Below are 23226 nucleotides of genomic sequence, written 5' to 3'. Positions count from 1 at the left end.
GATGGGCAGGGCCAAACCGCAGCCGTCCGAGGGGTCCATAACCGCGGGGTCGGACTTCCTGCACCTGGACGTCACCGAGGCGCCGTCGGGCGGGCGCGCGGCCTGGCTCGCCGAGCGGCTGCGCGCCGCGATCGCCGACGGGCGGATCGCCGTCGGCGCCCGGCTCCCCGCGTCGCGGGTGCTCGCCGCCGACCTCGGCGTGTCCCGGGGGGTGGTGACCGAGGCGTACCAGCGGCTGGGGGAGGAGGGCCGGGTAGCCGGCTATGGGCGGGCCGGCACCGTGGTCGTGGCCGCGCCGCCGCCGCTGCCGCCCGCTCGGCCGGCCCCGGCCGCCGCGCCGGTCCCGGCCACGCTCTTCCCGCCCGATCCGGGCAGCGACATCTTCGACGCGGTACGCACGGCACCGGCGCGCATCGACCTGACCCCGGGCGTACCCGATCTGGCCGCCTTTCCCCGCGCGGACTGGCTGCGCGCCGAGCGGACCGTGCTGCGGCGGCTCGCCGCGTCCGACTTCGGCTACGGCGACCCGTGCGGCGCGCCGGCGCTGCGCGCCGCGGTCGCCACCTGGCTGGCGCGCAACCGGGGCATCGCCGTCGAACCGGCCGAGGTGATCGTCACCGCCGGCGTCTCCCAGGCGCTCGGTCTGCTCGCCCAGGCGCTGCGCCGCGACGGCGTCGACCGGATCGCCGTGGAGGAGCCGGGGTCGCTGGGGGTCCGGCAGCATCTGAACAACTGGGGCATGGCCACTCCGCCGGTCACCGTCGACGCGGCCGGGCTGCGGGTCGACGAGCTGGTCGCCACCGGCGCCCGCGCCGTGATGCTCACCCCGGCCCACCAGTTCCCCACCGGCGTGGTGCTCGACGGCGAGCGGCGTCGCCGGCTCATCGCCTGGGCGCGCGACGGCGGCCTGATCGTCGAGGACGACTACGACGCCGAGCACCGCTACGACCGCCCGCCGGTGCCGGCGCTACGCGGCTTGCTGCCGGAGCACGTCGGCTACGCCGGCAGCGTCTCCAAGCTGCTCGCCCCCGCGCTGCGGGTGGGCTGGCTGCTCGTCCCCGCCCGGCACCGGGACGCCGTGGTCGCGGCCAAGCGCAACGCGGATCTCGGCACCTCGGTGCTGCCGCAGCTGGTGCTCGCCGAACTGATGAACTCCGGCGCGCTGGAGCGGCAGCTGCGGCTGCTCCGGCGTCGCCACGTCCGCCGCCGCGACGCGATGGTCGCCGCCATCGGCCGGCACCTGCCCGGCGCGACCGTGCACGGGGCATCCGCCGGCCTGCACCTGCTGGTCACCCTGGACGGTGACGTCACGGACACGTCGTTGGCGGTCGCCGCCCTCGAACGCGGGGTGAAGGTGCAGCCGCTGTCGTGGCACTGCCAGCGGGCGAGCCGGCCGGGCCTCGTGCTCGGCTACGCCGCCAACACCGCGAGCGACATCGAGGAGGGCATCGCCACGATCGCCGCCGCGCTGCGTCGACCGCGCACCTCCTGAGACCGCGACGGCAGCGCCCGGACACCGGCACCGGACCGCCGGGGGCTCCGTCAGGTCGGCCTCGCCGACCGGCCCGCCTGTCCCCGCGCGTGTGCCCGCAGCCTCTGCCGGGTAGACCGGCGCGAGGATCCCGGACGAGTCGGACAGGAGAGGCACATGATTCGCACCACCCGCGATGTCGTGCTGGACCACCTGCGCCGTCGCATGCGGGGAGACCTCGAGGGCGACCTCCGGGAGAACTACCACCCCGCCGTCCGCCTGCTCTCGGCCGAGGGCGTCCACCATGGCCACGACGGCGTACGGCATCTCGCCGCCATCCTGCGCACCTACGTCCAGGACGGGGATTACCAGTACCGGCAGGTGCTCGTCGACGGCGACGTGGGGATGCTCGTCTGGTCCGGCCGGTGCTCCGCCGGCGACATCGCCCTGCACGACGGGGTGGACACCTACGTCGTCCGGGACGGGCTGCTGGTGGCGCAGACGATCCACTACTCGTCCGGCGCCATCGTCGACCATCCCGACGCCTGAACGCGCCCGGCCCGACGGCCGTCGGCGGCCGTGGGGGCCGGAGCCACCCTCCGACTGATCCGCCGGGGCGTCGGCGAGGAGCACGCGCGAAACCAGTACTCGTAATTTACGAAATATTATTGACACGTCTTCGCAACCGGATGGAGGATCTCGGGGCGTCCGTCCACCCCCGGGAGCAAAGGAATCCGATGTGAAACGACACGCCCTCACGGGCCTGCTCGCCCTCGCGGCGGGCCTGCTGGTCGTACCCGCGCCCGCCCAGGCCGCCCCGGCCACCGGCGCGCGGCCGGCACCCCAGCAGGTGCTGAGCCCCACCCCCTACCAGGGCTGGAACACCTACTTCGGACTCGGCGGCAACTTCTCCGAGCAGTCGGTACGCGAAGTCGCCGACGCCCTGGTCGCCCGCGGCATGGCCAAGGCCGGCTACGACATCGTCTGGCTCGACGGCGGCTGGCAGGACCCGGAGCCGCGCACCGCCGCCGGTGACCTCCAAGCCGACCGGACCCGCTTCCCCAACGGTCTGAAGCCCCTGGTCGACTACATCCACTCCAAGGGTCTGCGGGCCGGCATCTACACCGACGCCGGGCCGTACATCCCGGGCAAGTGCGGGCTCGGCAGCGGCGGCGGCTACTACCAGCGCGACGCCGACCACTTCGCCGCCCTGGAGTTCGACGCGGTCAAGGTGGACTTCCTCTGCGGCATCGCCGCCGACCTGGACCCGAAGACCGCCTACACCGAGTTCGCCCGGGCGCTGCGGAACAACGCCAGCGGTCGTCCGATCATCTTCAACCTCTGCAACCCGGTGACCTCGCCCGACTGGGGCAACTACCCGGAGGAGCAGCAGTCCACGTACTCGTGGACGTACGCCCCGGAGATCGCGCAGTCCTGGCGGACGTACACCGACGTCGGCTTCGTCGGCGACATCAAGTTCAAGGACGTGCTGCGCAACTACGACGCGAACGCGCGGCACCCCGAGGTCGCCGGGCCGGGCCGCTTCAACGACCCGGACTACCTCGCCCCCGAGCTCGGCATGAGCGACGAGGAGTTCCGCACCCAGATGTCGCTCTGGTCGGTGGCCGCCGCGCCGCTGATCGTCGGCAGCGACATCCGTAAGCTCGGCCAGACCTCCGTCGACATCCTCACCGACGCCGACGCGCTCGCCATCAACCAGGACCCGGCGGCCGTGCAGGCCGTCCGCGTCGGCCCCGCCGGCACCACCGAGACGTGGGTGAAGCGCCTCGCCAACGGTGACCGGGCCGTGCTGCTGCTCAACCGCGGCGAGAGCTCGAAGACCCTCACCGCGAAGGCGTCGGCCGTCGGCCTGAGCGGGAGCCGGTTCACCCTCAGGAACGCCTGGACCGACCAGGTCACCGAGAGCGCCGGCACCATCAGCGCGGCCGTCCCCGCCCACGGCGCGGCGCTGTTCCGCGTCGCGAAGGCGCACGGCCTGCCGGGCGTCCCGCACGTCACCGCCGGGCTTCCGCAGGTGACGAGGGTCGGCGGCGACGCGCTGCCCGAGGGCACCGCACCGGTGCTCGCCGGCGGGGATGAGGCGACAGTCCAGGTCGCCGTCCGCAACGACGGCCTGCTGCCCGTCTTCACCCCGCAGGTCACGCTGAGCACGCCGGACGGCTGGCAGGTCCGGGCGCTCGGCCGGGCGCCGAAGCTGCTGATCCCCGGTGGCAGCGCCACGCTCGGCTTCGCGGTGACCCTGCCGGCCACGGCGAGCCCCGGCACCGCCACGCTGACCGCCACCACCTCGTACGACGTGCTCGGCCACGGCCGGCTGCGGCAGCGTACGGCCGCGACCCTGGTGGTCGCGCCGGTGCCGCCCGACGGCGAGGCCCTGCTGTCGCACCACACCTGGATCAGCGCCACCAGCGGCTGGATGAGCCCGACCGTCGACCAGAGCGTCGGCGGCGGATCGCCGATCAAGATGCTCGGCCAGGTCTACCCGACCGGCCTCGGTGTCGCCTCCCCGTCCACGGTCCGCTACTACGTCGGTGACCAGTGCGGCCGGCTCGCCGCCGTCGTCGGCATCGACGACGCGGTCAACAACGTCGGCCCGGACGGTGGCACCGCCACCTTCCAGGTCGTCGGCGACGGCAAGGTGCTGTACGACAGCGGCGTGGTGACCCGGGACGCGGTGCACCAGGTCGACGTCGACCTGACCGGCGTCCGGGTGCTCGACCTGGTGGTCGGTGACGCCGGCGACGGCGGTTACAACGACCGCGCCGACTGGGCGGGCCTGACCGTCACCTGCTGAGGCGGATGCCGGCGCACCCGGGTGACGTAATCATCCGGGTGCGCCGCCGTCCTCCGTTCGGCCTCGTCACGGGGGCCGACGTGAGGGAAAGCCGCGTGGATCAGCGATCGCCCGACGGGCCGCTGCCGACGTCGGCGATGATCCGGGCGAGCTCGGCCGGGTGCGACAGGTGCGGGAAGTGGCTCCCGCCGGGCAGGACGTCGATGATCACGTTGGGCAGCACCGACTCCAACCACTGCCGGTACGGCGGCGGCGGCTCACTGCCCGCCACGTAGTGGTACGGAACGCCGAGCGACCGGATCCGCTCCAGCTCCCGTACCCGCTGCGCGGTGAACGCCTCGTCCGCCGTCACCAGGATCTCGCCCCAGTACCCGAGCAGCAGCTCCTGGCGGGGAGTGGTGGCCGTACGGACCATCTCCTGCGCGGCCGGCGGCAACTGGTCGATCCCCATCCCGGCCAGCAGCGACTCCCAGAGCCGCAGGTACTCGGGGCTGCGCAGCAGCGGCTCGTTGCGGCGCAGCAGCTCACCGAAGGGGCCCAGCAGCAGCGGCTGGTCCACGTTCACCACCCCGCGGGTCGGGTGGCGGGCGGCGTAGATCGTGGCCAACGCCCCGCCGAGCGAGTGGCCCACCAGCACCGGCCGGTCCAGGCCGGCCTCGGTCACCGCCGCATGCACCACGTCCGCGACGTCAGCGGTCTGGTACGACTCGCGTCCCGGGGACTCACCGTGTCCGGGCAGGTCGAGCACGAGCACCCGCCGGCCCGGATCGAGCGCGGCCAGTTCGCGCAGGGTCGGCCCCCACTGGGTCCGGTCGTACGTCAGGCCGTGCACCAGCACCAACGGCGGGCGGCCGCCGTCGGCCCCGTGGCTGTCGGCGGCGAGGCCACCGAACCGCCGCTGCGCGTCGCCCATCTCATCTCCCATCTCGCCGCCGGGGTCGCCAAGCCCCCGCCGAGCCGAAGTCACAAATCGTTCGATCCTATCCAGATCCAGACCGATCAACCCCCGCGCGGCCCGCCACGACGACGATCATCAAAGTCGCCGCCACCCCCCGCTCGGCTCGGCGCGGTGCACTTTCAGAGAAAGTGTTGCCTCGGCGCGTGTTGAGACAGCACTTTCTCTGAAAGCGCGCAGCTCTTGGCGGGGCGGGGCGGGGCGGGCGCGGCGGGGCGGGGCGGGTGGTGGGTCAGGATTCGTGGACGGGGCTGTTCAGACGGGCATCGGCGGCCGTCTGACCGGCGGTGTCCCCGACCGCCTCGCAGATCCCCACCGCGTCGACCCAGTGCCGGCGGGCCTCGTCCGGATCGTCCAGGGCCGCCGCCGCGTCGCCGAGGTAGAGCAGGGTGCGGCCCAGCCCGGCGGTCAGCCGGCTGCCCTCGCGTAGCCGGCGGCTCTCGGCCAGCCAGTCGTACGCCTGACGGGCCTGCCCCGGAGCTGCGGTCAGCAGCGCAGCGCCGGCGTTGAGCAGCGCCGCGGCCCGACCGGTCGGGTCGTTGACCGAGTCGTACTCGCGCAGCGCCGCACGCCACGCCTGCGCCGCGTCCAGGTGCTCACCGAGGCCGGCGTGCACCAGCACCAGGTTGGTCAACGCGGCCGCGTAGCCGCGTGCGTCGCCGAGCGCGCTGAACGTGTTCGCCGCCCGGACCAGGTGGCGGTGCGCGCCGTCCCACTCACCCCGGGCCAGCCGGGCGGCGCCCAGCGCCAGGTCGGTCAGCGCGAGTCCGGCCCGGTCCGAGCCGGAGCGGTGCCGCCGCGATCGGGCCAGGTGGTCCACCGCGTCGTCGAGCTGCCCCAGGTCGAGCAGGGCGATCCCGAGGTTCATCCGGGCCTGGGCGGTGGCCCGCCGGCCGCGCTCGGTGACCGCCAGGTGCAGCACGGCGACGGCGCCGTGCGGATCGTGCCGACGCCGGTGCAGCGCGCCCAACTCGTTGTGTGCCCAGCCGGAGACCTCGGGCCGGTCCTCGGCGGTGGGCGTGGCCAGCACCGTGGTGCAGACCTGCTCCCACTCGTCGAGCCGCTCGGCGTGCGCCAGCCAGCCGCAGAGCGCCACGGCGAGCCGGAACCACCAGCGGCGGACCCGGCGCGGCAGCGTCTCGGCCGCGCCGGCAGGCACCCGCACCACCGCCAGCAGCAGCTCCTGGTGCAGGTCGAACCAGCCGTACGGGTCCTCGTCCAGCGGCAGCGTCCACTCCCGGTCCGGCGGTGACCCGAGCGCGGCGAGGCCGGCGGCGTGCCGCTCGGCGTGCTTCGCCAGGTGCCGGGTGAGCCGGGCCTGCGCGGCGACGCGCCGGCGGAGCGGTTCACCGTCGCGCAGATGCAGCCGGGCGTACCCGGCCAGCGGCGGGCGGATCTCATAGCGGTCGCCGTCGCGGCCCCGGACGAACGCGGTGGCGGTCAGCTCGTCCAGGAGCGTGGCCACCTGCTCGGGGCGGCGGGCGGCCAGCGCCGCGATCGTCGCCCGATCCACCGGGGCCGGGGTGAGCGACATCAGCCGGTAGAGCCGGCGGGCCTCGGCGGAGAGCGCCCGGTACGCGGCGTCGGCCTCGGTGAGCAGCCGGGCGGCCGGGGCGAGTGCGATGCGCTGGTGCGGCGGTGTCCGTACCGCCCGCTGCAGCGCGTCGAGCACGTCCGCGTGCCGCCAGCTGTGCTGCGCCGCCCGGTAGCCCAGCGCGCGTACCGCCCGGGGTTGCCGTCCGCAGATCTCCACGATGTCCCGCACGAGCGGGTCGGTGCGCGGGTCGACGCGACGGTTGCGGGCGGCGGGGGCGGCCGCGCCCCCCGCCGCGAAGATCTCGACGGCGTCGTCGACGTCGGGCTCGTTGATCCAGCGCTCCGCCACACCCTGGAGACCGATCAGCGCCGGCCCGCCGGCGAGCAGCAGCCGGCAGGTGCGGGTGGTCGGCGGCAGCAGCGGACGCACCTGCTCGGGGCGGTCGACGTTGTCGAGCACCACCAGGATCCGCCGGCCGTCGAGGTGCCGGCGCAGCGCGTCGGCCGCTTCGGCGAGCGCCTGCGCGCGGCCGGAGGTCGGCGGCGGTGTGCCCAGGATGCGGGCCAGCGCGGTGAGCACCTGCCTTGCCGAGCGGGGCCGCCCACCGGGGCGCAGGTCGAGGTAGTACTGCCCGTCCGGAAAGTCGCCGCGGCAGCGGTTGGCGGCCTGGATCGCGCACGCCGACGTGCCCACAGCCCGCCGCCCCCGTACGGCCACTGCCTGCTCGCGCCCGAGCAGCTCGGTGACGTCGTCCACAGCGGCGTCCCAACCGGGCATTCGTCCCGGCGACGGCCAACCGTTCATCCGCTCCGGCGGCAGGGTCGGCGCGCCGCTCGGGGCCGAGACGGCCTCCCCGGACTCCGGCCGGTCGAGCCGCCCGGCCCGGCGGCGGCGTACGTCGAACACCACCCAGCCGAGCCCGCCGCTGATCACCAGGGCGAGGCTCGCCGGGCCGAGGATGCCGGCGGCCAGCTCGGAGAGGAGGTTGCTGGCCAGGTTGACGATCACGCCGCCGACCACCGTGCTGACCGCCACCAGGAACGGCCAGCGGGGCGGTCGTCCGCCCTCGCGACCGGTCGGGCCGGTCACCGGACACCACCGGAGACGAGGCCGGCGACGAGATGCCGCCGGGCGAGCACGACCAGCAGCACCGGCAGCGTCGAGGCGAGCACCGAGCCGGCCGCCAGCGCGCCGCTGTTGGCCACGAAACCGCGAGTCTGCCCGGCCAGGAACAGCCCGAGCGGAGCCGAGTCCGGGCCGCTGAAGAGCAGCCCGACCACCAGGTCGTTCCAGACCTGCACGAACTCCAGCACCGACACCGCGACGATCGCCGGGCGGCAGTGCCGGGCCAGCCGGCGCAGCGTGCCCCACCAGTGCCGGCCACCCAGCTGGGCGGCGCGCATCCGACCGGTCGGCAGGTCCGCGAACGCGTTGCGCAGCACCAGCACCGCGAACGGCACCCCCAGCGCCACGTGCACCAGCACCAGACCACGGGCGGTGCCGGAGGAGAGCGCCACCCCGAGCACCTCGTTGACCGGCCCGGCGATCACCTGCACCGGCACGACGACGGCGATCATCAGCAGCAGGCCGGTCACCTGCGCGGCCGGCCCGGTCAGCCCGGCCAGCGGGTACGCGGCGAGCAGCGCGACGACCAGCACCGTGGCGGTGACCCCGGCGGCCAGCAGCAACGTGAAGCCCAGCGACCGCCACAGCTCCGAACCGGTGAGCACCTCGCGGTAGGAGGCGAGGCTCGGCGGCGCCGACCACCAGCTGCGCGCCGCGGCGTCCACCGGCCCGTGCAGCGACGTCGCCACCAGGGCCGCGAGCGGTACCAGCCAGGCCGCGGCGGCGCCGGCGGCGAGCAGCCGGAACAGCCGTGGCGGCGGAGCCGCCACCGGGTCCGGTTCGGCGGCCCGCGGGGGCGGCCACGCCTGCCGGATGAAGAGCGCCGCCACCAGCATGCCGGCGGCGACCGCCGCCAGCCAGATCACGCCGAGCGCCGCGCCCTCGCCGGTGGTGGTGCCGCCGGAGGTCTGCCAGACCCGCAGGGCGAGCACCGCCGCCTCGTCCCGCACCGACCCGGGCGCCATCACCAGGATCAGGTCGAAGGTACGGCTGGTGCCGAGCGCCACGAGGGCGAAGACCACCGCGACCGTACGCAGCAGCAGCGGACGCCACTGCGCGTCCCAGAGCACGTGCCGGCGGGTTCCGCCGTACGCGCGGACCGCGTCGGCGAGGCTCGACGGCAGCCGGTCCAGGGCGGCCCGGAACACCAGCATCGCCAGGCCCACCCACGCCCACACGAAGGCGGACATCAGCGCCACGGTGACCAGGCCCGGACCGAGCAGCTGCGGCACGTCGTCGCCGCCGCGCCCGGTCAGCCGCGCGGCGACCAGGGTGGCCAGTCCCCGGGACGGGTCCGGGTCGTACATCAGGCGGAACGTCACGCCGGTGACCACGAGCGGCAGCGCGGTCGGCACCACCAGGATCAGCCGGACCAGCCGGCCCTCCTCGGAGCGGCGGGAGGCGACGGCGAGCAGGTAACCGAGCCCGGTCACCACGGCCGGCACGAGCAGCGCCCACAGCACTGTACGACCGACCACCGCGCCGGTGCCGGGCGCGGCCAGCACGGCCTTGAAGTGCGCGGCGCCGACCCAACGGCCGTCGCTGGTGACGCTGGCGTGCAGGGTCCGCAGCACCGGCCAGAGCACCAGGCCGCCGAGGAGCAGCGCGGCGGGTAGCAGCAGGGCGGTGGAGGCGCGCGCCGCCGGGTACGCCCGACCGCGGCGGGGCGGCCCGACGTCGTCGAGCACGACCGGTTCGCCGAGCACGGGCAGCCCGCTCATCGGCCACCACCGGCGCCGCGCGCCGCCGCGGAGAGCAGCTTGGTGCTCCGCCGGATCGCCTCGGCGGCCGGTACGCCGTCGGTCACGTCGGAGAAGAAGTCCTGCATGATCCGCCAGATGCCGACCCCGTCGGTGCCGGTGAACGGGCCGGGCAGGCGGTCGGAGAGGTCGAACCGTACGGTTCCGGCGGTACGCATCTCCCGGGCCAGTCGCTCACGCAGCGGGTCGGCGTAGTCGGCGAGGGGCACGGCGACGTCCGGTGACAGGTAGCCGCCCGCGCGCAGCCAGGGCCGGAAGACGGTGGCGTCGGTGAGCCAGCGGACCAGCTCGACTCCGCTCTGGGCGCCGGCGAACGCGACGGCGGCGTCACCACCGACGATGAGGGGGCCCTCGCCGGGCCGGGTGCCGGGGAAGCGGAAGGTCGACGGCTCCTCCGCCCCGCGCCGGAAGCGTCGGGCCACACCGTCGGCGAAGTCACCCTCGAAGACCGTCACCGCCCGGCGGGTGTGCACCACCTGGATGACCGACTCCTCGTACTGGGTGAGCAGCGCCCGGCGACCGCCACCGGGGAACGCGCCGTCGATGCTCCAGATCTCGGCGAGCCGGTCCAACGCGTCGCGCACCGGCCGGCCCTGCCAGTCGCCCCGCGGCCCCGCGAGCGCGTCGTACCCGTCGGGCGCCACGTCGGCGAGCACGTTCTCGAACCAGTCGGTGAGGACCCAGCCGTCGGCGGCGCCGACCGCCAGCGGGGCCGGGCCGTCGCCGCTTCGGGCCCGGGTGGCGAGCCGACGGGTGAGCGCGACCAGCTCGTCCCAGGTGGCCGGTGGCTGCGGCAGCACCGAGGGCAGGCACCAGAAGAGAGACTTGTGCGCGGCCTTCACCCAGACGCCGTAGGGCCGCCCGTCAGCGTGGAGCAGCCTGGTGAGGCCGTCGGGCACCGTGTGCCCGGGCGCCGGGGTCAGTGGGCTGAGCCAGCCCCGCCGGGCGTACTCGGTGACCAGGCCCGGGCGGGGCAGGATCGCCACGTCGGGGCTGGTGCCCGCGAGCTGCCGGGCCCGCAGGAACGCGTCGATGTCGTTGCCGGCGCTGACCACGTGCACCGGGTCGTGGTACCCGGCCACCACGGCGCGGAAGGGCGCGAGCTCCCCGCCGCTCCAGACCACCGCCACCTGCACGGCCCGACCACCGTCGGAGCAACCCGTCGCGATCGTCGCGGCGCCGGCCGCGGTGGCCCGCAGCAGCGTGCGACGGCTCGTCCGCCCCGACGCCGTCACCGTCGGCCCGCCTCGGGGTCGAGCCGTACCCGGGTGGGGATCTGCGCCAACGTGGCCGGGTCGGTGGTGCAGACGAGCACGGACACGCCGGGCGCGTCCGCCGGGGAGAGCCGGGGGAGCAGGTCGTCGAGGCGACCGCCGTCTGCCAGCCCGGACGGCAGGTCGATGACGAGCACCTCGGGCAGGCAGGCGGCGGCCCGCGCCAACGCCACGCGGAACCGCTGGGCGTCGGAGAGCACGTGCGGCAGCAGGGCGAGGGTGGGTGCCAGCTCCAGGCGTTCGACGACGGTCGCCGTCCAGTCGTCGGCCATCTCCCGGACCCGTTCCCGCTTGCGCTGCCCGTACTCGATGTTGCGGCGTACGGTCAGCTGCGGCAGCAGCGCCCCGCCGGCCGGCACGTAGCCGATCTGCCGGCGTGGCGGCGGTAGGTCGGTGACGTCCCGCTCGCCCACCAGGATCCGCCCGTCCCGGGGCGGCGCGAGCCCGGCGAGCACGCGGGCGACCGCGGTGCCGAGGCGGGGCGGCGCCACCAGGGCGGCCGTACGGCCCGCCGGCACCTCGAGGGTCACCGGCCCGGTGTCCGGTACGGGAATCAGCGCGCGTAGCCGTAGCGTGACTCTCACCTCCGGTGACGTCGTCGTCCCTCTCCCAGGGTGGCACATCACGCCGGTGATCGATGTCCGCCGCCACGCTCCATGCTGGAGTCGTGATCAGGTCGGCTGGTAGATCCGGGCCAGTTCCGAGGCGGTGGCGGCCAGCCGGTCGCGCAGCTCCGCCGGCGCGAGCACCTCCACCTCGGCGCCGAGGCGCAGCAGGTCGCCGTGCGCGTGGGTGAGCGATTCGATCGGCAGTACGGCGGTCGTCCAGCCGTTCCCGTCCGGTGGCCCCGCGCTGGCATCCACCGCGGCGACCACCACGTCGTTGGCGATCTCGCCCAGCCGCTTCCGGCCGGCGGGGGAGAGCCGCACGGTCGCCTCGTCCCGGTGCAGCCGGGCCCGGAACTCGCGTACGTGCGTGCGCCACCAGGCCGGCAGGTCGAAGTCGGCGGGCCGGTCGAACCCCTCGTCGAGCGGGGTCAGCGCGAGGATCTGGTTGACCCGGTAGGTGGCCGGGGTGGCGCGCTCCGGCCGGCCGGCCACCACGTACCAGCGGCCGGCTTTCAGGACCAGCCCGTACGGCTCCAGGACGCGGGTCACCTCGCCGTTCCAGCTGCGGTAGCGGACCTCGACGCGTCGCTGCCGCCAGACCGCGTCGGCGGTGGACGTCAGGTGTGGTGACGCGTCACCGTCGGCGTACCAGCCGTGGGTGTCGAGGTGGAATCGCTGCTGGAGCAGGGTGGCCCGCTCACGCAGCGGGGGCGGCAGCGCGGCGTGCAGCTTGAGTTGGAGCGCGGCCACCACCGCGCCGTCGCCCAGCTCGTCGGCCGGTCCGGGCAGTCCGGTCAGGAAGAGCCGGTCCGCCTCCTCGGCGGTCAGCCCGGTCAACCTGGTCCGCCATCCGTCGACCAGCTGGTAGCCGCCGGCGTGCCCGGCCTCGCCGTAGAGCGGAACGCCGGCGGCGTGCAGCGACTCCACGTCCCGGTAGATGGTCCGGACGGAGACCTCCAGCCGCTCGGCGAGCTGAGTGGCGGTCAGCCGGCCGCGCGCCTGCAACAGCAACAGCAGGGAGACGAGTCGACTGGCCCGCATTCCACTGACACTAGTTGTCAGGAGAGTGCTTCTACCGTCCCGGCATGGCATTTCGCGACAAGAACCTTCAGGTGCCGGGGCCGATCACGGTCGCCGGCCGGCAGCTCAAGCGCTACCACGTCGACCAACCCGAGCGACCGATCGAGCCGGAGGTGGAGAAGGCCGCGTACGAGGTGCTGCCGACCCTGCTGCCGGAGCCGGACGGCACCCCGCCCGCCGGCTGGGTGGTGCTGCACCGGGGCGCGGACACCGGCGCCTACCTGCTGGCGTACTGCTGGACCTGGGACAACGTGATCGAGGTGCGCAGCGCCGTGGCCGGCCAGCCGGTGCTGGGCTGCCCGGACGAGGACCCGACCCACTTCGTCCCGCTGAACCGACCGGCGATGGGCTGCGTCTGGGAGCTCGGCGTGCTGGAGCACGAGCGGGCCGCGTGGATCCGGCACGTGCTCGCGCCGCAGCGACCGGACGTCGAGGCGTACCTGACCGACACGCGCGCCGAGGGGCCGGTGGGCGTCCGATGAACGACTTCGACTTCCTCGTCGGCACCTGGGACATCGTCAACCGGCGGCTGACCAAGCGGCACGTCGGCTCCGACGAGTGGGACGAGTTCCCGAGCGTGAAGGTGGCTCGCCGGTTCTTCGACGGCGCCGGCAGCTTCGACGAGATCACCTTCCCCACCAAGGACTTCTCCGGCGCGACGGTACGGACGTTCAACCCGGCCAGCGGTGAGTGGTCCATCTACTGGATGAACAGCGCCAAAGGAGTGGTGGAGACGCCGCCGTTGGTCGGCCGGTTCGTCGACGGCGTCGGCACCTTCTACGCCGACGACGTCGACGAGGGCCGGCCGATCCGGTGCCGGTTCATCTGGTCGGAGATCACCGCGACCTCCGCCCGCTGGGAGCAGGCGTTCTCCACCGACGGCGGGCGCACCTGGGAGACCAACTGGATCATGGAGTTCACCCGAGCGTCGCTCGACTAGTCTCTCGGCCGTGCGGAGATGGATCCGGATGGACCCGTGGCGGGGGCGGCAGGTGGTCACCAGCCTGTTCCTTCTGGTCGGGACCGTGTTCGCTGTGCTGCTTCTGGTAAACGGCGGGGAAGCGCTGGCCGGTGGAGTCGACGTGGTCACCGCGCTGGGCATAGCGGGCGCGATGGCTCTCATGGGCGTCTGGCTGACGTTCGCGGCCCGGCTGCATCAGGCCGGGGTGTACGTCGGTGAGCGCGGCGTCCGGCTGCGGCACGTCTTTCGCACCCGGACGCTGCCGTGGGAGAAGGTGACGGGGTTCGTGGCCCGTCGCGCGTTACTCCTCGGCGAGCCGACGATCCGCCAGGCGGTTTGGGTGCTGACCGTCGACGGTGCGTTCGAGACACCGGTCCAGCGCCGGTCCCGGGCGATGGGGTGGCGCAAGGAGGTCGGACCGGTGCTCTCCGAGTCGGACTTCGAGCGGTTGCTGAACCGCCTCGACGCCGAGCTGGCCGACGTTCGCGGCCGCGTCCCGGCTCAGGCGGACGGCGGAGTGGTGCTGCGGTAGATCGCGGAGAGCCAGACGTCGAGCAGTACGTCGACCACGTCCGCCTCGGCCACGGCCGGCCCGTCTCCGGCGAGCGTCGCGTAGGTGACCCGCTCGTTCATCGAGTTCAGCGCGACTGCGAGGTCCCGGGCGGGCAGCCCGTCCGGGGCCGCGCCGCGCCGCCGCTCGGCCTCGATCGCCGTCTCGGTGCACCGTACCCAGCGCTCCAGCACCGCCGCCCAGAGTTCGCGTACCTCGGGGTTGGTGGTGCGCGCCTGCGCGCAGGCCAGCACGACGGCCCGGTGGGCGCGGAACGTGTCGTGGAACCGGCTGATCAGCTCCCGCCAGCGCGTTCGCGGGTCCTCGGCGACCCGGTCCAGCACGGTGCCGGCCGCCGCGTCGGCCTCTTCGGTGACCCGGTCGAGCAGGGTCAGCAGCACGGCGTCCTTGGACGGGAAGTAGAAGTAGAAGGCGGGGCGGGAGATGCCGGCGCCGCGAGCCAGGTCGTCGATGGAGATCTCGGCGAACGGCCGGCCGGTCATCAGCCGCTCCGCGGTGGCGAGGATCGCCAGCTCACGCTGGTCGCCGGAGCGACGGCCGACCCGTCGGCCGCGCGTGCTGGCGGTCCCGGCGGCGGCGCGGGCGGTCGTCATGGTCGTCGATGCTAGCGGGTTTCGACAGGGTGTCGAGATTGTTGACAGGGTGTTGACCGGCGTCGACGCCGATGGATAGGGTCCGGTCCACCGCCCCGGGGAGCTGCCATGGCCTGCGATCACGTCGACGTGCTCATCGTCGGCGCCGGGCTGTCCGGTGTGGGCGCCGCCTGCCAGCTGCGACGCGACTGTCCCGACAAGACGTACGCGGTGCTGGAGGCCCGCGACGCCATCGGCGGCACCTGGGACCTGTTCCGCTATCCGGGCGTCCGGTCCGACTCGGACATGTTCACCCTCGGCTACTCCTTCAAACCCTGGACGAACCCGAAGGCGATCGCCGACGGCGACTCGATCCGCGAGTACGTCCGCGACACCGCCCGCGAGTACGACGTCGAGCGCCACATCCGGTTCCGGCACCGGGTGGTCAGCGCCGAATGGGACAGCGTCACGGCGCGTTGGACGGTACACGTCCAGCGCGACGACACCGCCGAGACGACGGTGCTGACCTGTGGGTTCCTGCACGTCTGCGCCGGCTACTACCGCTACGACGCCGGCTACACCCCGCAGCTGCCCGGCGTCGAGCGCTACGCGGGACGGCTGGTCCACCCGCAACAGTGGCCGGCCGACCTCGACCACACCGGCCGGCGCGTCGTCGTGATCGGCAGCGGCGCCACCGCGGTCACCCTGGTGCCGGCGATGGCCGACCGGGCAGAGCACGTGACCATGCTCCAGCGCTCACCGACCTACATCGTCGCGCTGCCCTCCCGGGACCGGCTCGCCGACGCGCTACGGCGCTGGTTGCCCGCCAGGGCCGTCTATCCGGTGGTCCGCTGGAAGAACGTCCTGCTCGCCACCGCCAACTTCCAGCTCAGCCGGCGAGCGCCCGCCCTCATGCGGAGGGTGCTGCGGCGGGCCGCCCGCGGTCACCTACCGCCCGGCTACGACGTCGACCGGCACTTCTCGCCCCGCTACGACCCGTGGGACCAGCGGCTCTGCGTCGTGCCCGACGGGGACCTCTTCGCCGCCGTCCGCTCCGGCCGGGCCTCGGTGGTCACCGACACCGTCGACACGTTCACCGAGCGCGGGATCCGGTTGTCCTCCGGCGAGGAGCTGCCCGCCGACATCGTGGTCACCGCCACCGGCCTGAACCTGCTCGCCCTCGGCGGCCTGACGCTGCGGGTGGACGGCACCGCTGTCGACCTCGCGAGGACCGTCGCCTACAAGGGCATGATGCTCTCCGGGGTGCCGAACCTCGTCATGACGATCGGCTACACCAACGCCTCCTGGACGCTGAAGGCCGACCTGGTGGCCACCTACCTCTGCCGGCTGCTGCGGCACCTGGACCGCACCGGGCAGCAGATCGTCACCCCGCAGCCGCCGCCGGACGACGACCGGGTGCCGCTGATCGACCTCCGCTCGGGGTACGTGCTGCGTAGCCTGGACGCGTTGCCCAAGCAGGGCCGCTCCGCGCCCTGGCGGCTGTACCAGAACTACCCCCGGGACGTGCTGCTGCTGCGGCACGGCCGGCTCGACGACGAGGGCGTGCGGTTCTCCCGCGCGGGCAGTCCGGAGAGGAGCGTGACGCGTGCGTAGCTTCGACTTCGCCGCCGGTACGGCCGTGCTCACCGGCGCCGCGAGCGGTATCGGCGCGGCGCTGGCTGACGGGCTGGCCCGACGCGGCAGCCACCTCGTCCTGCTCGACCGGGACGCCGAACGTCTCGACGCCGTGGCCGCCGCCCTCCACGCCGCCCACCCCGACCTGGAGATCGACACCCATGTCGTCGACTTGGCCGACGCCGCGGCCACGGACCGGGTCGCCGCCGAGATCCGGCGACGGCACCCCCGCGTCCGGCTGCTGATCAACAACGCCGGGGTCGCCCTCGGCGGCCGCTTCGACCAGGTGACCCTCGAGGAGTTCAGCTGGGTCGTCGACATCAACTTCCGGGCGGTGGTGCGGCTGACCCACCGACTGCTGCCCGCGCTCAAGGCCGAGCCCGGCGCGCACCTGGTGAACGTCTCCAGCCTCTTCGGCCTGATCGCCCCCGCCGGGCAGGCCGCGTACGCGGCGAGCAAGTTCGCCGTCCGCGGCTTCACCGAGGCGCTGCGTCACGAGCTCGTCGACGACGGCATCGGCGTCACCTCGGTTCACCCGGGCGGGATCAACACCCGCATCGCCGCCAACGCCCGAGTCGGCAGCGGCGTCGACGTCACCGAGCACGAGCGCGGCCTGCGTCAGTTCGAGAAGCTGCTCACCATCGCGCCGGCCACCGCCGCCGAGGTGATCCTGCGCGCCGTGGCGCGCCGGCGCGGCCGGGTGCTGATCGGCTGGTCCGCGAAGCTGCCCGACCTGCTGGCCCGGCTCGCGCCCGCCTCGTACGGCCGGGTCCTCGCCCTCGGTCTGCGCCGGGTCGCCGCGCCGGCCCGGTCGGGCGAGTCGCCGCCTCCCACGTCACCGGCGTCTGGTGTGCCCGCCCAGCGCCGGGTCGACCAACCCGCGGGCGAGAACACGAGGGAGGCGACATGACCACGGCAGAGCGGCCGCGGCACGTCACCGTCGCCGGCCGGCGGGTACGGCACCGGATCGACGGCGTCGGCGAACCGGTGGTGCTGCTGCACGGCATCGGCCGGAGCATGCGCGACTTCGCCGCGCAGCACGAGCTGCTCGCCGAGCGGTTCCGGGTGCACAGCGTCGACCTTCCCGGCTACGGCGGGTCACTCCCGATGGTCGACCCCTACAACCTGCCGTCGCTGGCCCGGTTCGTCGGTCGGTACCTCGACGCGGTGGGCGTGCACCGGCCGGCGCACCTCGTCGGCAGCTCGCTCGGCGGGGCGATCGCCATGCAGCTGGCCGTCACCGAACGTCACCGGGTCGGGAGCCTCGCGCTGGTCGGCAGCGCCGGTTTCGGCCGGGAGGTGTCCCTCGCGCTGCGGCTGCTCACGCTGCGGCCGCTCGGCCGGGCGATGCTGGTGCCGAGTCGGGCGGCCGCCCGCCGGACGGAGCTGGCGCTCTTCCACGACCCGGCGTTCGCCACCGCGGAGCGGATCACGTACGCCCTGGAGGCCGCGCGCCTGCCCTACACCGCCCGGGTGCTGCTGGCGACCGCCCGCAGCCTCGGCCAGTACCAGGGCGTCCGCCAGCAGTGGCGGCAGGACCTGCTCGCCCGGATGGCCGAGCTGGACGTGCCCACTCTGGTGGTCTGGGGTGAGCGGGACCGGGTCCTGCCGGCGGCCCACATCGAGGCCGCCCGCGCCGCGCTGCCGAAGGCGCGCACCCATCTCTTCCCCGACTGCGGGCACCTGCCGCAGATCGAGCGGGCCGAGGAGTTCCACCGGCTTCTGCTCGACTTCTGGGGCGTCTCCGTGCCCACCGGCGGCCGGCCGACGACCACCACCGGGCCCGCCCCCGACGCGGGCAGCTGAACGGTCAGCTGGTGTTCGAGGAGGCTCGCCCGGCGCAGTAGGGCATGGCCTTCTCAAGCACCCGCTCAGGGCGCGGTGCTGCCCCGCTTCTCCTCCTGGGCCAGCACCGCGTCCCGGTGCTCCGGCTCGTTGCGGCAGGCCAGCTCCGCGGCGAGCCGGGGGTCGTCGACCAGCCGAGCCCGGTTGCGGTGCAGGAACATCTCGAACCCGCCGCTGTACGGGCAGGCCAGGTCACCGAGCGCCCGCTCCGGCGAGTAGCGGCACCCGACGCAGTAGTCGCTGATCTCGTCGATGTACGTGCCGTCCACCGCGTACGGACGGGTCTCCACCGGCGGCGACTCGGCGTGGTGGCTCATTCCGAGCACCGTCGCGTTCATCACCCAGTCCGCACCGTCGACGAACGAGCGCTGGAACCAGTCGACCAGCTCGGCCGGCCGCCAGCCGCGTTGCAGCGCGTAGTTGCCGAGCACCAGCAGCCGCGGCACGTGGTGGGTGAACGCCGTGTCCCGCACCGTGGCCAGCACGTCGGCGAGGCAGCGCGCCTCGACCGCGTCCGCGTCCAGCTCGGCGAACCACTGCGGCATCGGCTCGGTGGCGGCCAGCCAACCTTCGCCCAGAGGTCGGGGCTCGACGTACCAGTAGAGCTGCCAGAGGAACTCCCGCCAGCCGAGCAGGCCACGAATGAACGACTCCACCGCCGCCCGCGGGGCCAGCCGATCGTGCCACGCCTGTTCCGCCGCCCGGACGGCCGGTCGCGGGTCCAGCAGACCGAGGTTGAACGACGAGGAGAGGCCACTGTGCGCCAGCAGCGGGTCGTGCGCGCTCATCACCTCGGCGTACCGGTCGTACTCGGGGAGCCGGTGGCGCAGGAAGTGCGCGAGCCTCGCCTGCGCCTCGGTGTTCGTGGCCGGGAAGCGGCGCGGGCCGTCCCGGCCCATGAACCGGACCCCGTCGGCCGCCCACCGGTCGAGGTCGTGGCGCACCTGCGCGTCGATCTCGTCCTCGACGACCGGCGGTGGCGGCGGCACCGGCCGGGTCGCGTCGGTCGAGCGGGGTGGACGGTGGGTCGACGCACTCTCGGCCGGGGCGGAGAGCACCTCGTGGCGGCGCAGGGCGTGCCGGTGGAAATCGTCCAGCCGCAGCGGGCCACGCTGCCGCTCGGCCCAGGCCGCGAACTCCGTCGGGCTGGTGATGAACCCGCGGGCCGGCAGTATCGCCAGGCCGGGCACGGATCGTGCGAAGCGCATCGCCGCCCGCGAGTGTGGATGGCAGACCTCGACCGGCTCGGCGAGCTGGTCGAACGCCTCCCGGAACGTGCCGGTACGCAGCAGGAGCCCGCGGTCGCCCAGTTCGGCGGCGCGGTGCCGCAGCGCGGAGAGGATCAGGTGAGCCTTCTGCCGGTGCATCGGTCGCCGCCGGAACAGCTCCCGCGCCTCGATGAGCAGCACCGGTTGGTCGGAGTCGTCGAGGAAGTGGGGCCCGAGCTGGTCGGCGAGCAGCCATCGACGGCAAGACATGAGCCAATTCTGCCTACTTGAGCGCGGCTGTGTCCCATACCGGATGCGTACGGGTCGTCGCGTTCGGCTGACCGACTCACCCGTGAACGCCGGCCGGACCGGCGGCGGCGTCCGGGGCGGTGCTCTCCGGCGCCGTGCTCAGCCGCCGGACCAGCACGGTGACCACCACCAGGCAGAAGAGCAGGACCGCCACGAAGTGCGCCGGTGCCGGCCCGAGCGGGGTGAGCAGCACCAGGGCGGCCGTCGCCAGGAAGGTGGCGGTCAGCCAGCGGTGCTGTCGGCGGCGCACGTGCAGTGCCCAGAGGGTCATCACGTAGACCGCCACCGGCATGGCCACCGCGTACCCGGCGGTCAGCTGGGAGATGTGCGGATTGTCGCTTTCGTGGTCCACCTCCACCGCCAGGCCGGCGCCGACCGCGGCGACCGAGGCGAAGATCAGGTAGTGGCCGTATCCCCAGAACAGTGCCTGGCGCAGTTGGTCCGGCATCTCCACCGGCCGGTCGAAGTAGAGCCACCAGAGCGCGAACACGATCACCGTGCCGGCTGCGGCGAGGGACCAGAGTTGATGTTCGCCGGCGTCGATCCCGGTCTGGATCGCCACGGAGGTCACCAGCACCACCTCGCCGAGCACGATCAGGGTGAACAGGCCGTACCGCTCGACGATGTGCCGCGGATGCCAGGGGGTCATTCCCGGCCGCTCCGCCAACGCCGGCACCAGCAGTTCGGCGATGACCAGCACCAGGAAGGCGGCGATCTGCCAGCTGTCGGGCAGCATCAGCCGCAGCAGCCAGCCGAGCTGCACCACGAACACGCCGCCGGCGTACCGGAGGGCGGCGGGACGGTGCGCCGGGTCGCCGGCCGCGGCCCGGGACCAGTGCACGATCGTGGCGAGCCGCATCACCACGTATCCGAACGTGATGGTGGCGAAGTCGCCCTCGGTGAACGCCCGCGGCACCCCCGACGCCAGGATCAACGCGCCGGCGATCTCCACCAACGTCGTGATCCGGTAGACGTCGTCGTCGGTGTCGTACGCGGAGGCGAACCAGGTGAAGTTCATCCACGCCCACCAGATGGCGAAGAAGACCATGAAGTAGTGCCCGGCCGCGAGGCCGATGTGCCCCTCCGACAGGGCGTGGTGCAGGTTGTCGGCGGCCTGCGCCACCGCCACCACGAAGCAGAGGTCGAAGAAGAGCTCCAGCGGCGTCGAGGTGCGGTGCGGCTCGTCCCGTCGCCGCCCCGTCATCCGCCGGTACCACGGGCGTGCGGAGCGGGTCTGGGTCACACGCGCTCCTCGGGCCGGCCGTCGTCCACACGATAGCGAGCAGTCCCGTCGGCGCGGGCCAGGTTCGCGTCCCTGCCGCGCCGGCGACGACACGCTCCGCCGGCTCGGCGGTGACGTGCTGACCGGCCGTGGCGTGGACCCGATTATGCCTCGCCCGGCTCGGCCGGACCGGAGGTGGTGCGAAGTGGACCTCGACGGGCTGCCGCACCGCACCGGCCTGCCCGGGTGGAACCGATTTCGGCTGATTGATGGTCATCGACGGGAGCGCCGACCGTACCTAGCATGGGGGTGAATGGATCTTCGGCATCCACCCCTGGCCGAACCCGGCCGTCAGCCCGACCGAAGGAGACGCGAGTGCGTCGATCTCCCCATTTACTGCTACTCGGCGTCGGCGTGTCCGGCGCGCTGCTCCTGAGCGCCGCCCCGGCGAGCGCCGCGGCGCGGCCCACCACCCCGCCGCCCGGCATCGTCGTCAGTGACGGCATGACCCAGCCCGTCTTCTCGCTCGCCGACGCGATCGAGGAGCGGGTGTACGTGCAGACCCCGGTCGACACCGACCACGACGGGCACCGCGACCGGGTGGCGATCGACATCTCCCGGCCCCGGGAGACCGCCACCCAGGGGATGAAGGTCCCGGTCATCTTCGAGCACAGCCCGTACCGTAAGGACACCTGGGGCGACGTGCCGTACCCGAGCGTGCTCGTCGACGACCTGCCGCAGAACGGCCAGACCCACCGCTCCGGCCTGCGTGCGCTCGACCTGGGCGTCCAGCGCGCGGAGGCGAAGGCGAACCTGCCCGGCTCGCTCGACGACTACTACGTGCCCCGTGGCTACGCCGTCGTGCTCGGCCAGAGCGTCGGCACCGCCGACTCCGACGGTTGCCCGACCAGCGGCGACCAGGCCGAGACGCTCGGCACCAAGGCGGTCATCGACTGGCTGAACGGACGGGCCAAGGGGTACGACGCGAGCGGCGCCCCGGTCACCGCCGGTTGGACCACCGGCGCGGTCGGCATGACCGGCGTCTCCTACAACGGCACCCTGCCCAACCAGGTCGCCACGACCGGGGTCAAGGGCCTCAAGACCATCGTGCCGGTCTCCGCCATCAGCAGCTGGTACGACTACTACCGGGCCAACGGCCTGGTCGTCGCGCCCGGCACCTACCAGGGCGAGGACACCGACATCCTCGCCCAGTTCACGGCCGGGCAGACCCGCGCCGAGGGACAGTGCGCCGACGAGATCGCGAAGCTCACCGAGGAGCAGGACCGGGTAACCGGCGACTACACCAAGTTCTGGTCGGACCGCGACTACCTCGACGCGCGCAACGTGCAGGCCAGCGTCTTCGTCGTGCACGGGCTCAACGACTGGAACGTGAAGACCGAGCACTTCGCCGGCTGGTGGGACCAGCTGGCCAAGCGCGACGTCCCGCGCAAGATCTGGCTGCACCAGGGCGGGCACGGCGGCCCCGGCAGCAACGCGTCGGTGACCCTGCCCGACGGCCGCACCTGGACGTACAAGCAGACCGAGAACCGCTGGTTCGACTACTGGCTGTGGAACGTCCGCAACGGGATCATGGACGAGCCGACCGCGGTGTTGCAGCGGGAGGACCGGGTCTACACCACGTACGCCAACTGGCCCGACCCGGCCGCCCGCGAGGTCGCGGTGAAGCTCGCCGCCACCGACGCCACCGCGCCCGGCACGCTCACCACGGGCAGGCAGCCGAAGGGCAAGGTCGAGCAGCGCTTCGTCGACGAGGGCCGCACCATTCACCCGGACACCCTGGTGGCCGGTCCGGACACCGCGAGCCCGAACCGCCTCGCGTACCTCTCCCCGGCGCTCGATGAGGATGTCCGCATCTCCGGCCGACCGGAGATGCGGCTGCGGATGGCGATCGACAACAAGCCGGACGCGAACCTCACCACCTACCTGGTCGACTACGGTCCGGCCGGCTCGACCGCCGCGCCGACCGTGGTGACCCGGGGCTGGATGGACCCGCAGAACCGCAAGAGCGCGGCCCGCACCGAGCCGCTCAAGCAGGGCAAGCTGTACGACCTCCGGTGGACCCTGGAGCCGAAGGACTACATCTTCCCGGCGGGTCACCGCATCGGCGTGGTCGTCTTCTCCAGCGACCAGGAGTACACCCTGCTGCCGAATGGCGGCACGAAGCTGCGGGTCGCGCCGAACGACAGCGAACTGCGGCTGCCCGTCGTCGGCGGGCGGGGCGTGCTCGGCTTCTGAGCCGACCGGCGGCCGGACGACG

General features: G+C 73.7%; 19 protein-coding genes. 10 read left to right on the top strand and 9 right to left on the bottom strand.

Annotated features, from left to right (window positions below; genetic code table 11):
- The first annotated feature begins 1 nt into the window (after nucleotide 1).
- From pdxR to D7044_RS01425, 3 genes are all read left to right on the top strand, one after another.
- The gene (gene pdxR / locus D7044_RS01435) at nucleotides 2–1492 is read left to right on the top strand and encodes a MocR-like pyridoxine biosynthesis transcription factor PdxR (protein ID WP_120676401.1); all 1491 of its coding nucleotides are present in this window, start codon (nucleotides 2–4) and stop codon (nucleotides 1490–1492) included.
- Between the two features lie 156 nt (nucleotides 1493–1648).
- Nucleotides 1649–2020, top strand: a complete 372-nt coding sequence (locus D7044_RS01430; protein WP_120676403.1) for a nuclear transport factor 2 family protein — start codon at nucleotides 1649–1651, stop codon at nucleotides 2018–2020.
- A 190-nt stretch (nucleotides 2021–2210) separates the two neighbouring features.
- Entirely contained in the window at nucleotides 2211–4286 is a 2076-nt protein-coding gene (locus D7044_RS01425; RefSeq protein WP_120676406.1) for an NPCBM/NEW2 domain-containing protein, read from the top strand.
- A 100-nt stretch (nucleotides 4287–4386) separates the two neighbouring features.
- Here the strand turns inward: D7044_RS01425 and D7044_RS01420 are convergent, their stop codons facing one another.
- The 6 genes from D7044_RS01420 to D7044_RS01395 form a co-directional block, all read right to left on the bottom strand.
- A complete protein-coding gene (locus D7044_RS01420; protein WP_120676408.1) occupies nucleotides 4387–5199 on the bottom strand; it encodes an alpha/beta fold hydrolase in 813 nt (270 codons plus the stop codon).
- Between the two features lie 274 nt (nucleotides 5200–5473).
- Complete coding sequence (locus D7044_RS01415) at nucleotides 5474–7867, bottom strand: tetratricopeptide repeat protein (protein WP_120676410.1); 2394 nt, start codon at nucleotides 7865–7867, stop codon at nucleotides 5474–5476.
- Nucleotides 7864–9624, bottom strand: coding sequence for an ABC transporter permease (locus tag D7044_RS01410; RefSeq protein ID WP_120676412.1), 1761 nt, complete (start codon nucleotides 9622–9624; stop codon nucleotides 7864–7866). The genes D7044_RS01415 and D7044_RS01410 overlap by 4 nt, the downstream gene beginning before the upstream one ends.
- Nucleotides 9621–10898 (bottom strand): ABC transporter substrate-binding protein, encoded by a 1278-nt coding sequence (locus tag D7044_RS01405; RefSeq protein ID WP_158609343.1) that lies wholly within the window; start codon nucleotides 10896–10898, stop codon nucleotides 9621–9623. The genes D7044_RS01410 and D7044_RS01405 overlap by 4 nt, the downstream gene beginning before the upstream one ends.
- A complete protein-coding gene (locus D7044_RS32220) occupies nucleotides 10895–11521 on the bottom strand; it encodes an ATP-binding cassette domain-containing protein (RefSeq protein ID WP_158609344.1) in 627 nt (208 codons plus the stop codon). The genes D7044_RS01405 and D7044_RS32220 overlap by 4 nt, the downstream gene beginning before the upstream one ends.
- 87 nt (nucleotides 11522–11608) lie before the next feature.
- Entirely contained in the window at nucleotides 11609–12586 is a 978-nt protein-coding gene (locus D7044_RS01395) for a helix-turn-helix transcriptional regulator (protein ID WP_120676416.1), read from the bottom strand.
- 44 nt (nucleotides 12587–12630) lie between these two features.
- On the opposite strand from D7044_RS01395, the gene D7044_RS01390 reads away from it, so the two are divergent.
- Genes D7044_RS01390 through D7044_RS01380 form a run of 3 tightly spaced genes read left to right on the top strand, consistent with a single transcriptional unit; the run spans nucleotide 12631 to nucleotide 14118 of the window.
- Nucleotides 12631–13107, top strand: a complete 477-nt coding sequence (locus tag D7044_RS01390; RefSeq protein WP_120676418.1) for a hypothetical protein — start codon at nucleotides 12631–12633, stop codon at nucleotides 13105–13107.
- The gene (locus D7044_RS01385) at nucleotides 13104–13565 is read left to right on the top strand and encodes a hypothetical protein (RefSeq protein ID WP_120676420.1); all 462 of its coding nucleotides are present in this window, start codon (nucleotides 13104–13106) and stop codon (nucleotides 13563–13565) included. Before D7044_RS01390 ends, D7044_RS01385 begins: the two co-directional genes overlap by 4 nt.
- Nucleotides 13566–13575: 10 nt before the next feature.
- Nucleotides 13576–14118: a PH domain-containing protein gene (locus D7044_RS01380; protein WP_147434558.1), complete on the top strand. Its 543-nt coding sequence runs from the start codon at nucleotides 13576–13578 to the stop codon at nucleotides 14116–14118.
- Here the strand turns inward: D7044_RS01380 and D7044_RS01375 are convergent.
- Nucleotides 14088–14750 (bottom strand): TetR/AcrR family transcriptional regulator, encoded by a 663-nt coding sequence (locus D7044_RS01375; protein WP_120676424.1) that lies wholly within the window; start codon nucleotides 14748–14750, stop codon nucleotides 14088–14090. The genes D7044_RS01380 and D7044_RS01375 overlap by 31 nt on opposite strands.
- Before the next feature lie 108 nt (nucleotides 14751–14858).
- Between D7044_RS01375 and D7044_RS01370 the strand changes: the two genes are divergently transcribed.
- From D7044_RS01370 to D7044_RS01360, 3 genes are read left to right on the top strand one after another with little or no spacing between them, the layout of a single operon-like run.
- Complete coding sequence (locus D7044_RS01370; RefSeq protein ID WP_120676426.1) at nucleotides 14859–16343, top strand: flavin-containing monooxygenase; 1485 nt, start codon at nucleotides 14859–14861, stop codon at nucleotides 16341–16343.
- Nucleotides 16336–17274: an SDR family NAD(P)-dependent oxidoreductase gene (locus tag D7044_RS01365; RefSeq protein ID WP_120687684.1), complete on the top strand. Its 939-nt coding sequence runs from the start codon at nucleotides 16336–16338 to the stop codon at nucleotides 17272–17274. Before D7044_RS01370 ends, D7044_RS01365 begins: the two co-directional genes overlap by 8 nt.
- Nucleotides 17271–18170, top strand: coding sequence for an alpha/beta fold hydrolase (locus tag D7044_RS01360; RefSeq protein ID WP_120676430.1), 900 nt, complete (start codon nucleotides 17271–17273; stop codon nucleotides 18168–18170). Before D7044_RS01365 ends, D7044_RS01360 begins: the two co-directional genes overlap by 4 nt.
- A 65-nt stretch (nucleotides 18171–18235) precedes the next feature.
- Here the strand turns inward: D7044_RS01360 and D7044_RS01355 are convergent, their stop codons facing one another.
- Nucleotides 18236–19687, bottom strand: coding sequence for a cryptochrome/photolyase family protein (locus D7044_RS01355; protein WP_120676432.1), 1452 nt, complete (start codon nucleotides 19685–19687; stop codon nucleotides 18236–18238).
- A gap of 76 nt (nucleotides 19688–19763) precedes the next feature.
- Nucleotides 19764–20969 (bottom strand): low temperature requirement protein A, encoded by a 1206-nt coding sequence (locus D7044_RS01350; protein WP_120676434.1) that lies wholly within the window; start codon nucleotides 20967–20969, stop codon nucleotides 19764–19766.
- 393 nt (nucleotides 20970–21362) lie between these two features.
- Between D7044_RS01350 and D7044_RS01345 the strand changes: the two genes are divergently transcribed.
- Entirely contained in the window at nucleotides 21363–23204 is a 1842-nt protein-coding gene (locus D7044_RS01345) for a Xaa-Pro dipeptidyl-peptidase (protein WP_233564828.1), read from the top strand.
- The last annotated feature ends 22 nt before the right edge of the window (nucleotides 23205–23226 follow it).

This window comes from Micromonospora musae, from assembly GCF_003626635.1.
In the GTDB taxonomy this organism is placed as follows: Bacteria; Actinomycetota; Actinomycetes; order Mycobacteriales; family Micromonosporaceae; genus Micromonospora; species Micromonospora musae.
Note: the sequence above shows the minus strand (reverse complement) of the source record. Positions and strands in the feature narration are given on the sequence as shown.

Excerpts from the sequence above, each read along its gene's own strand:
- D7044_RS01430 (WP_120676403.1), top strand. The coding sequence starts at position 1,649 with ATGATTCGCACCACCCGCGATGTCGTGCTGGACCACCTGCGCCGTCGC.
- D7044_RS01420 (WP_120676408.1), bottom strand. The coding sequence starts at position 5,199 with ATGGGCGACGCGCAGCGGCGGTTCGGTGGCCTCGCCGCCGACAGCCAC.
- D7044_RS01395 (WP_120676416.1), bottom strand. The coding sequence starts at position 12,586 with ATGCGGGCCAGTCGACTCGTCTCCCTGCTGTTGCTGTTGCAGGCGCGC.
- D7044_RS01355 (WP_120676432.1), bottom strand. The coding sequence starts at position 19,687 with ATGTCTTGCCGTCGATGGCTGCTCGCCGACCAGCTCGGGCCCCACTTC.
- D7044_RS01375 (WP_120676424.1), bottom strand. The coding sequence starts at position 14,750 with ATGACGACCGCCCGCGCCGCCGCCGGGACCGCCAGCACGCGCGGCCGA.
- D7044_RS01370 (WP_120676426.1), top strand. The coding sequence starts at position 14,859 with ATGGCCTGCGATCACGTCGACGTGCTCATCGTCGGCGCCGGGCTGTCC.
- D7044_RS01390 (WP_120676418.1), top strand. The coding sequence starts at position 12,631 with ATGGCATTTCGCGACAAGAACCTTCAGGTGCCGGGGCCGATCACGGTC.
- pdxR (WP_120676401.1), top strand. The coding sequence starts at position 2 with ATGGGCAGGGCCAAACCGCAGCCGTCCGAGGGGTCCATAACCGCGGGG.
- D7044_RS01385 (WP_120676420.1), top strand. The coding sequence starts at position 13,104 with ATGAACGACTTCGACTTCCTCGTCGGCACCTGGGACATCGTCAACCGG.
- D7044_RS01410 (WP_120676412.1), bottom strand. The coding sequence starts at position 9,624 with ATGAGCGGGCTGCCCGTGCTCGGCGAACCGGTCGTGCTCGACGACGTC.
- D7044_RS01360 (WP_120676430.1), top strand. The coding sequence starts at position 17,271 with ATGACCACGGCAGAGCGGCCGCGGCACGTCACCGTCGCCGGCCGGCGG.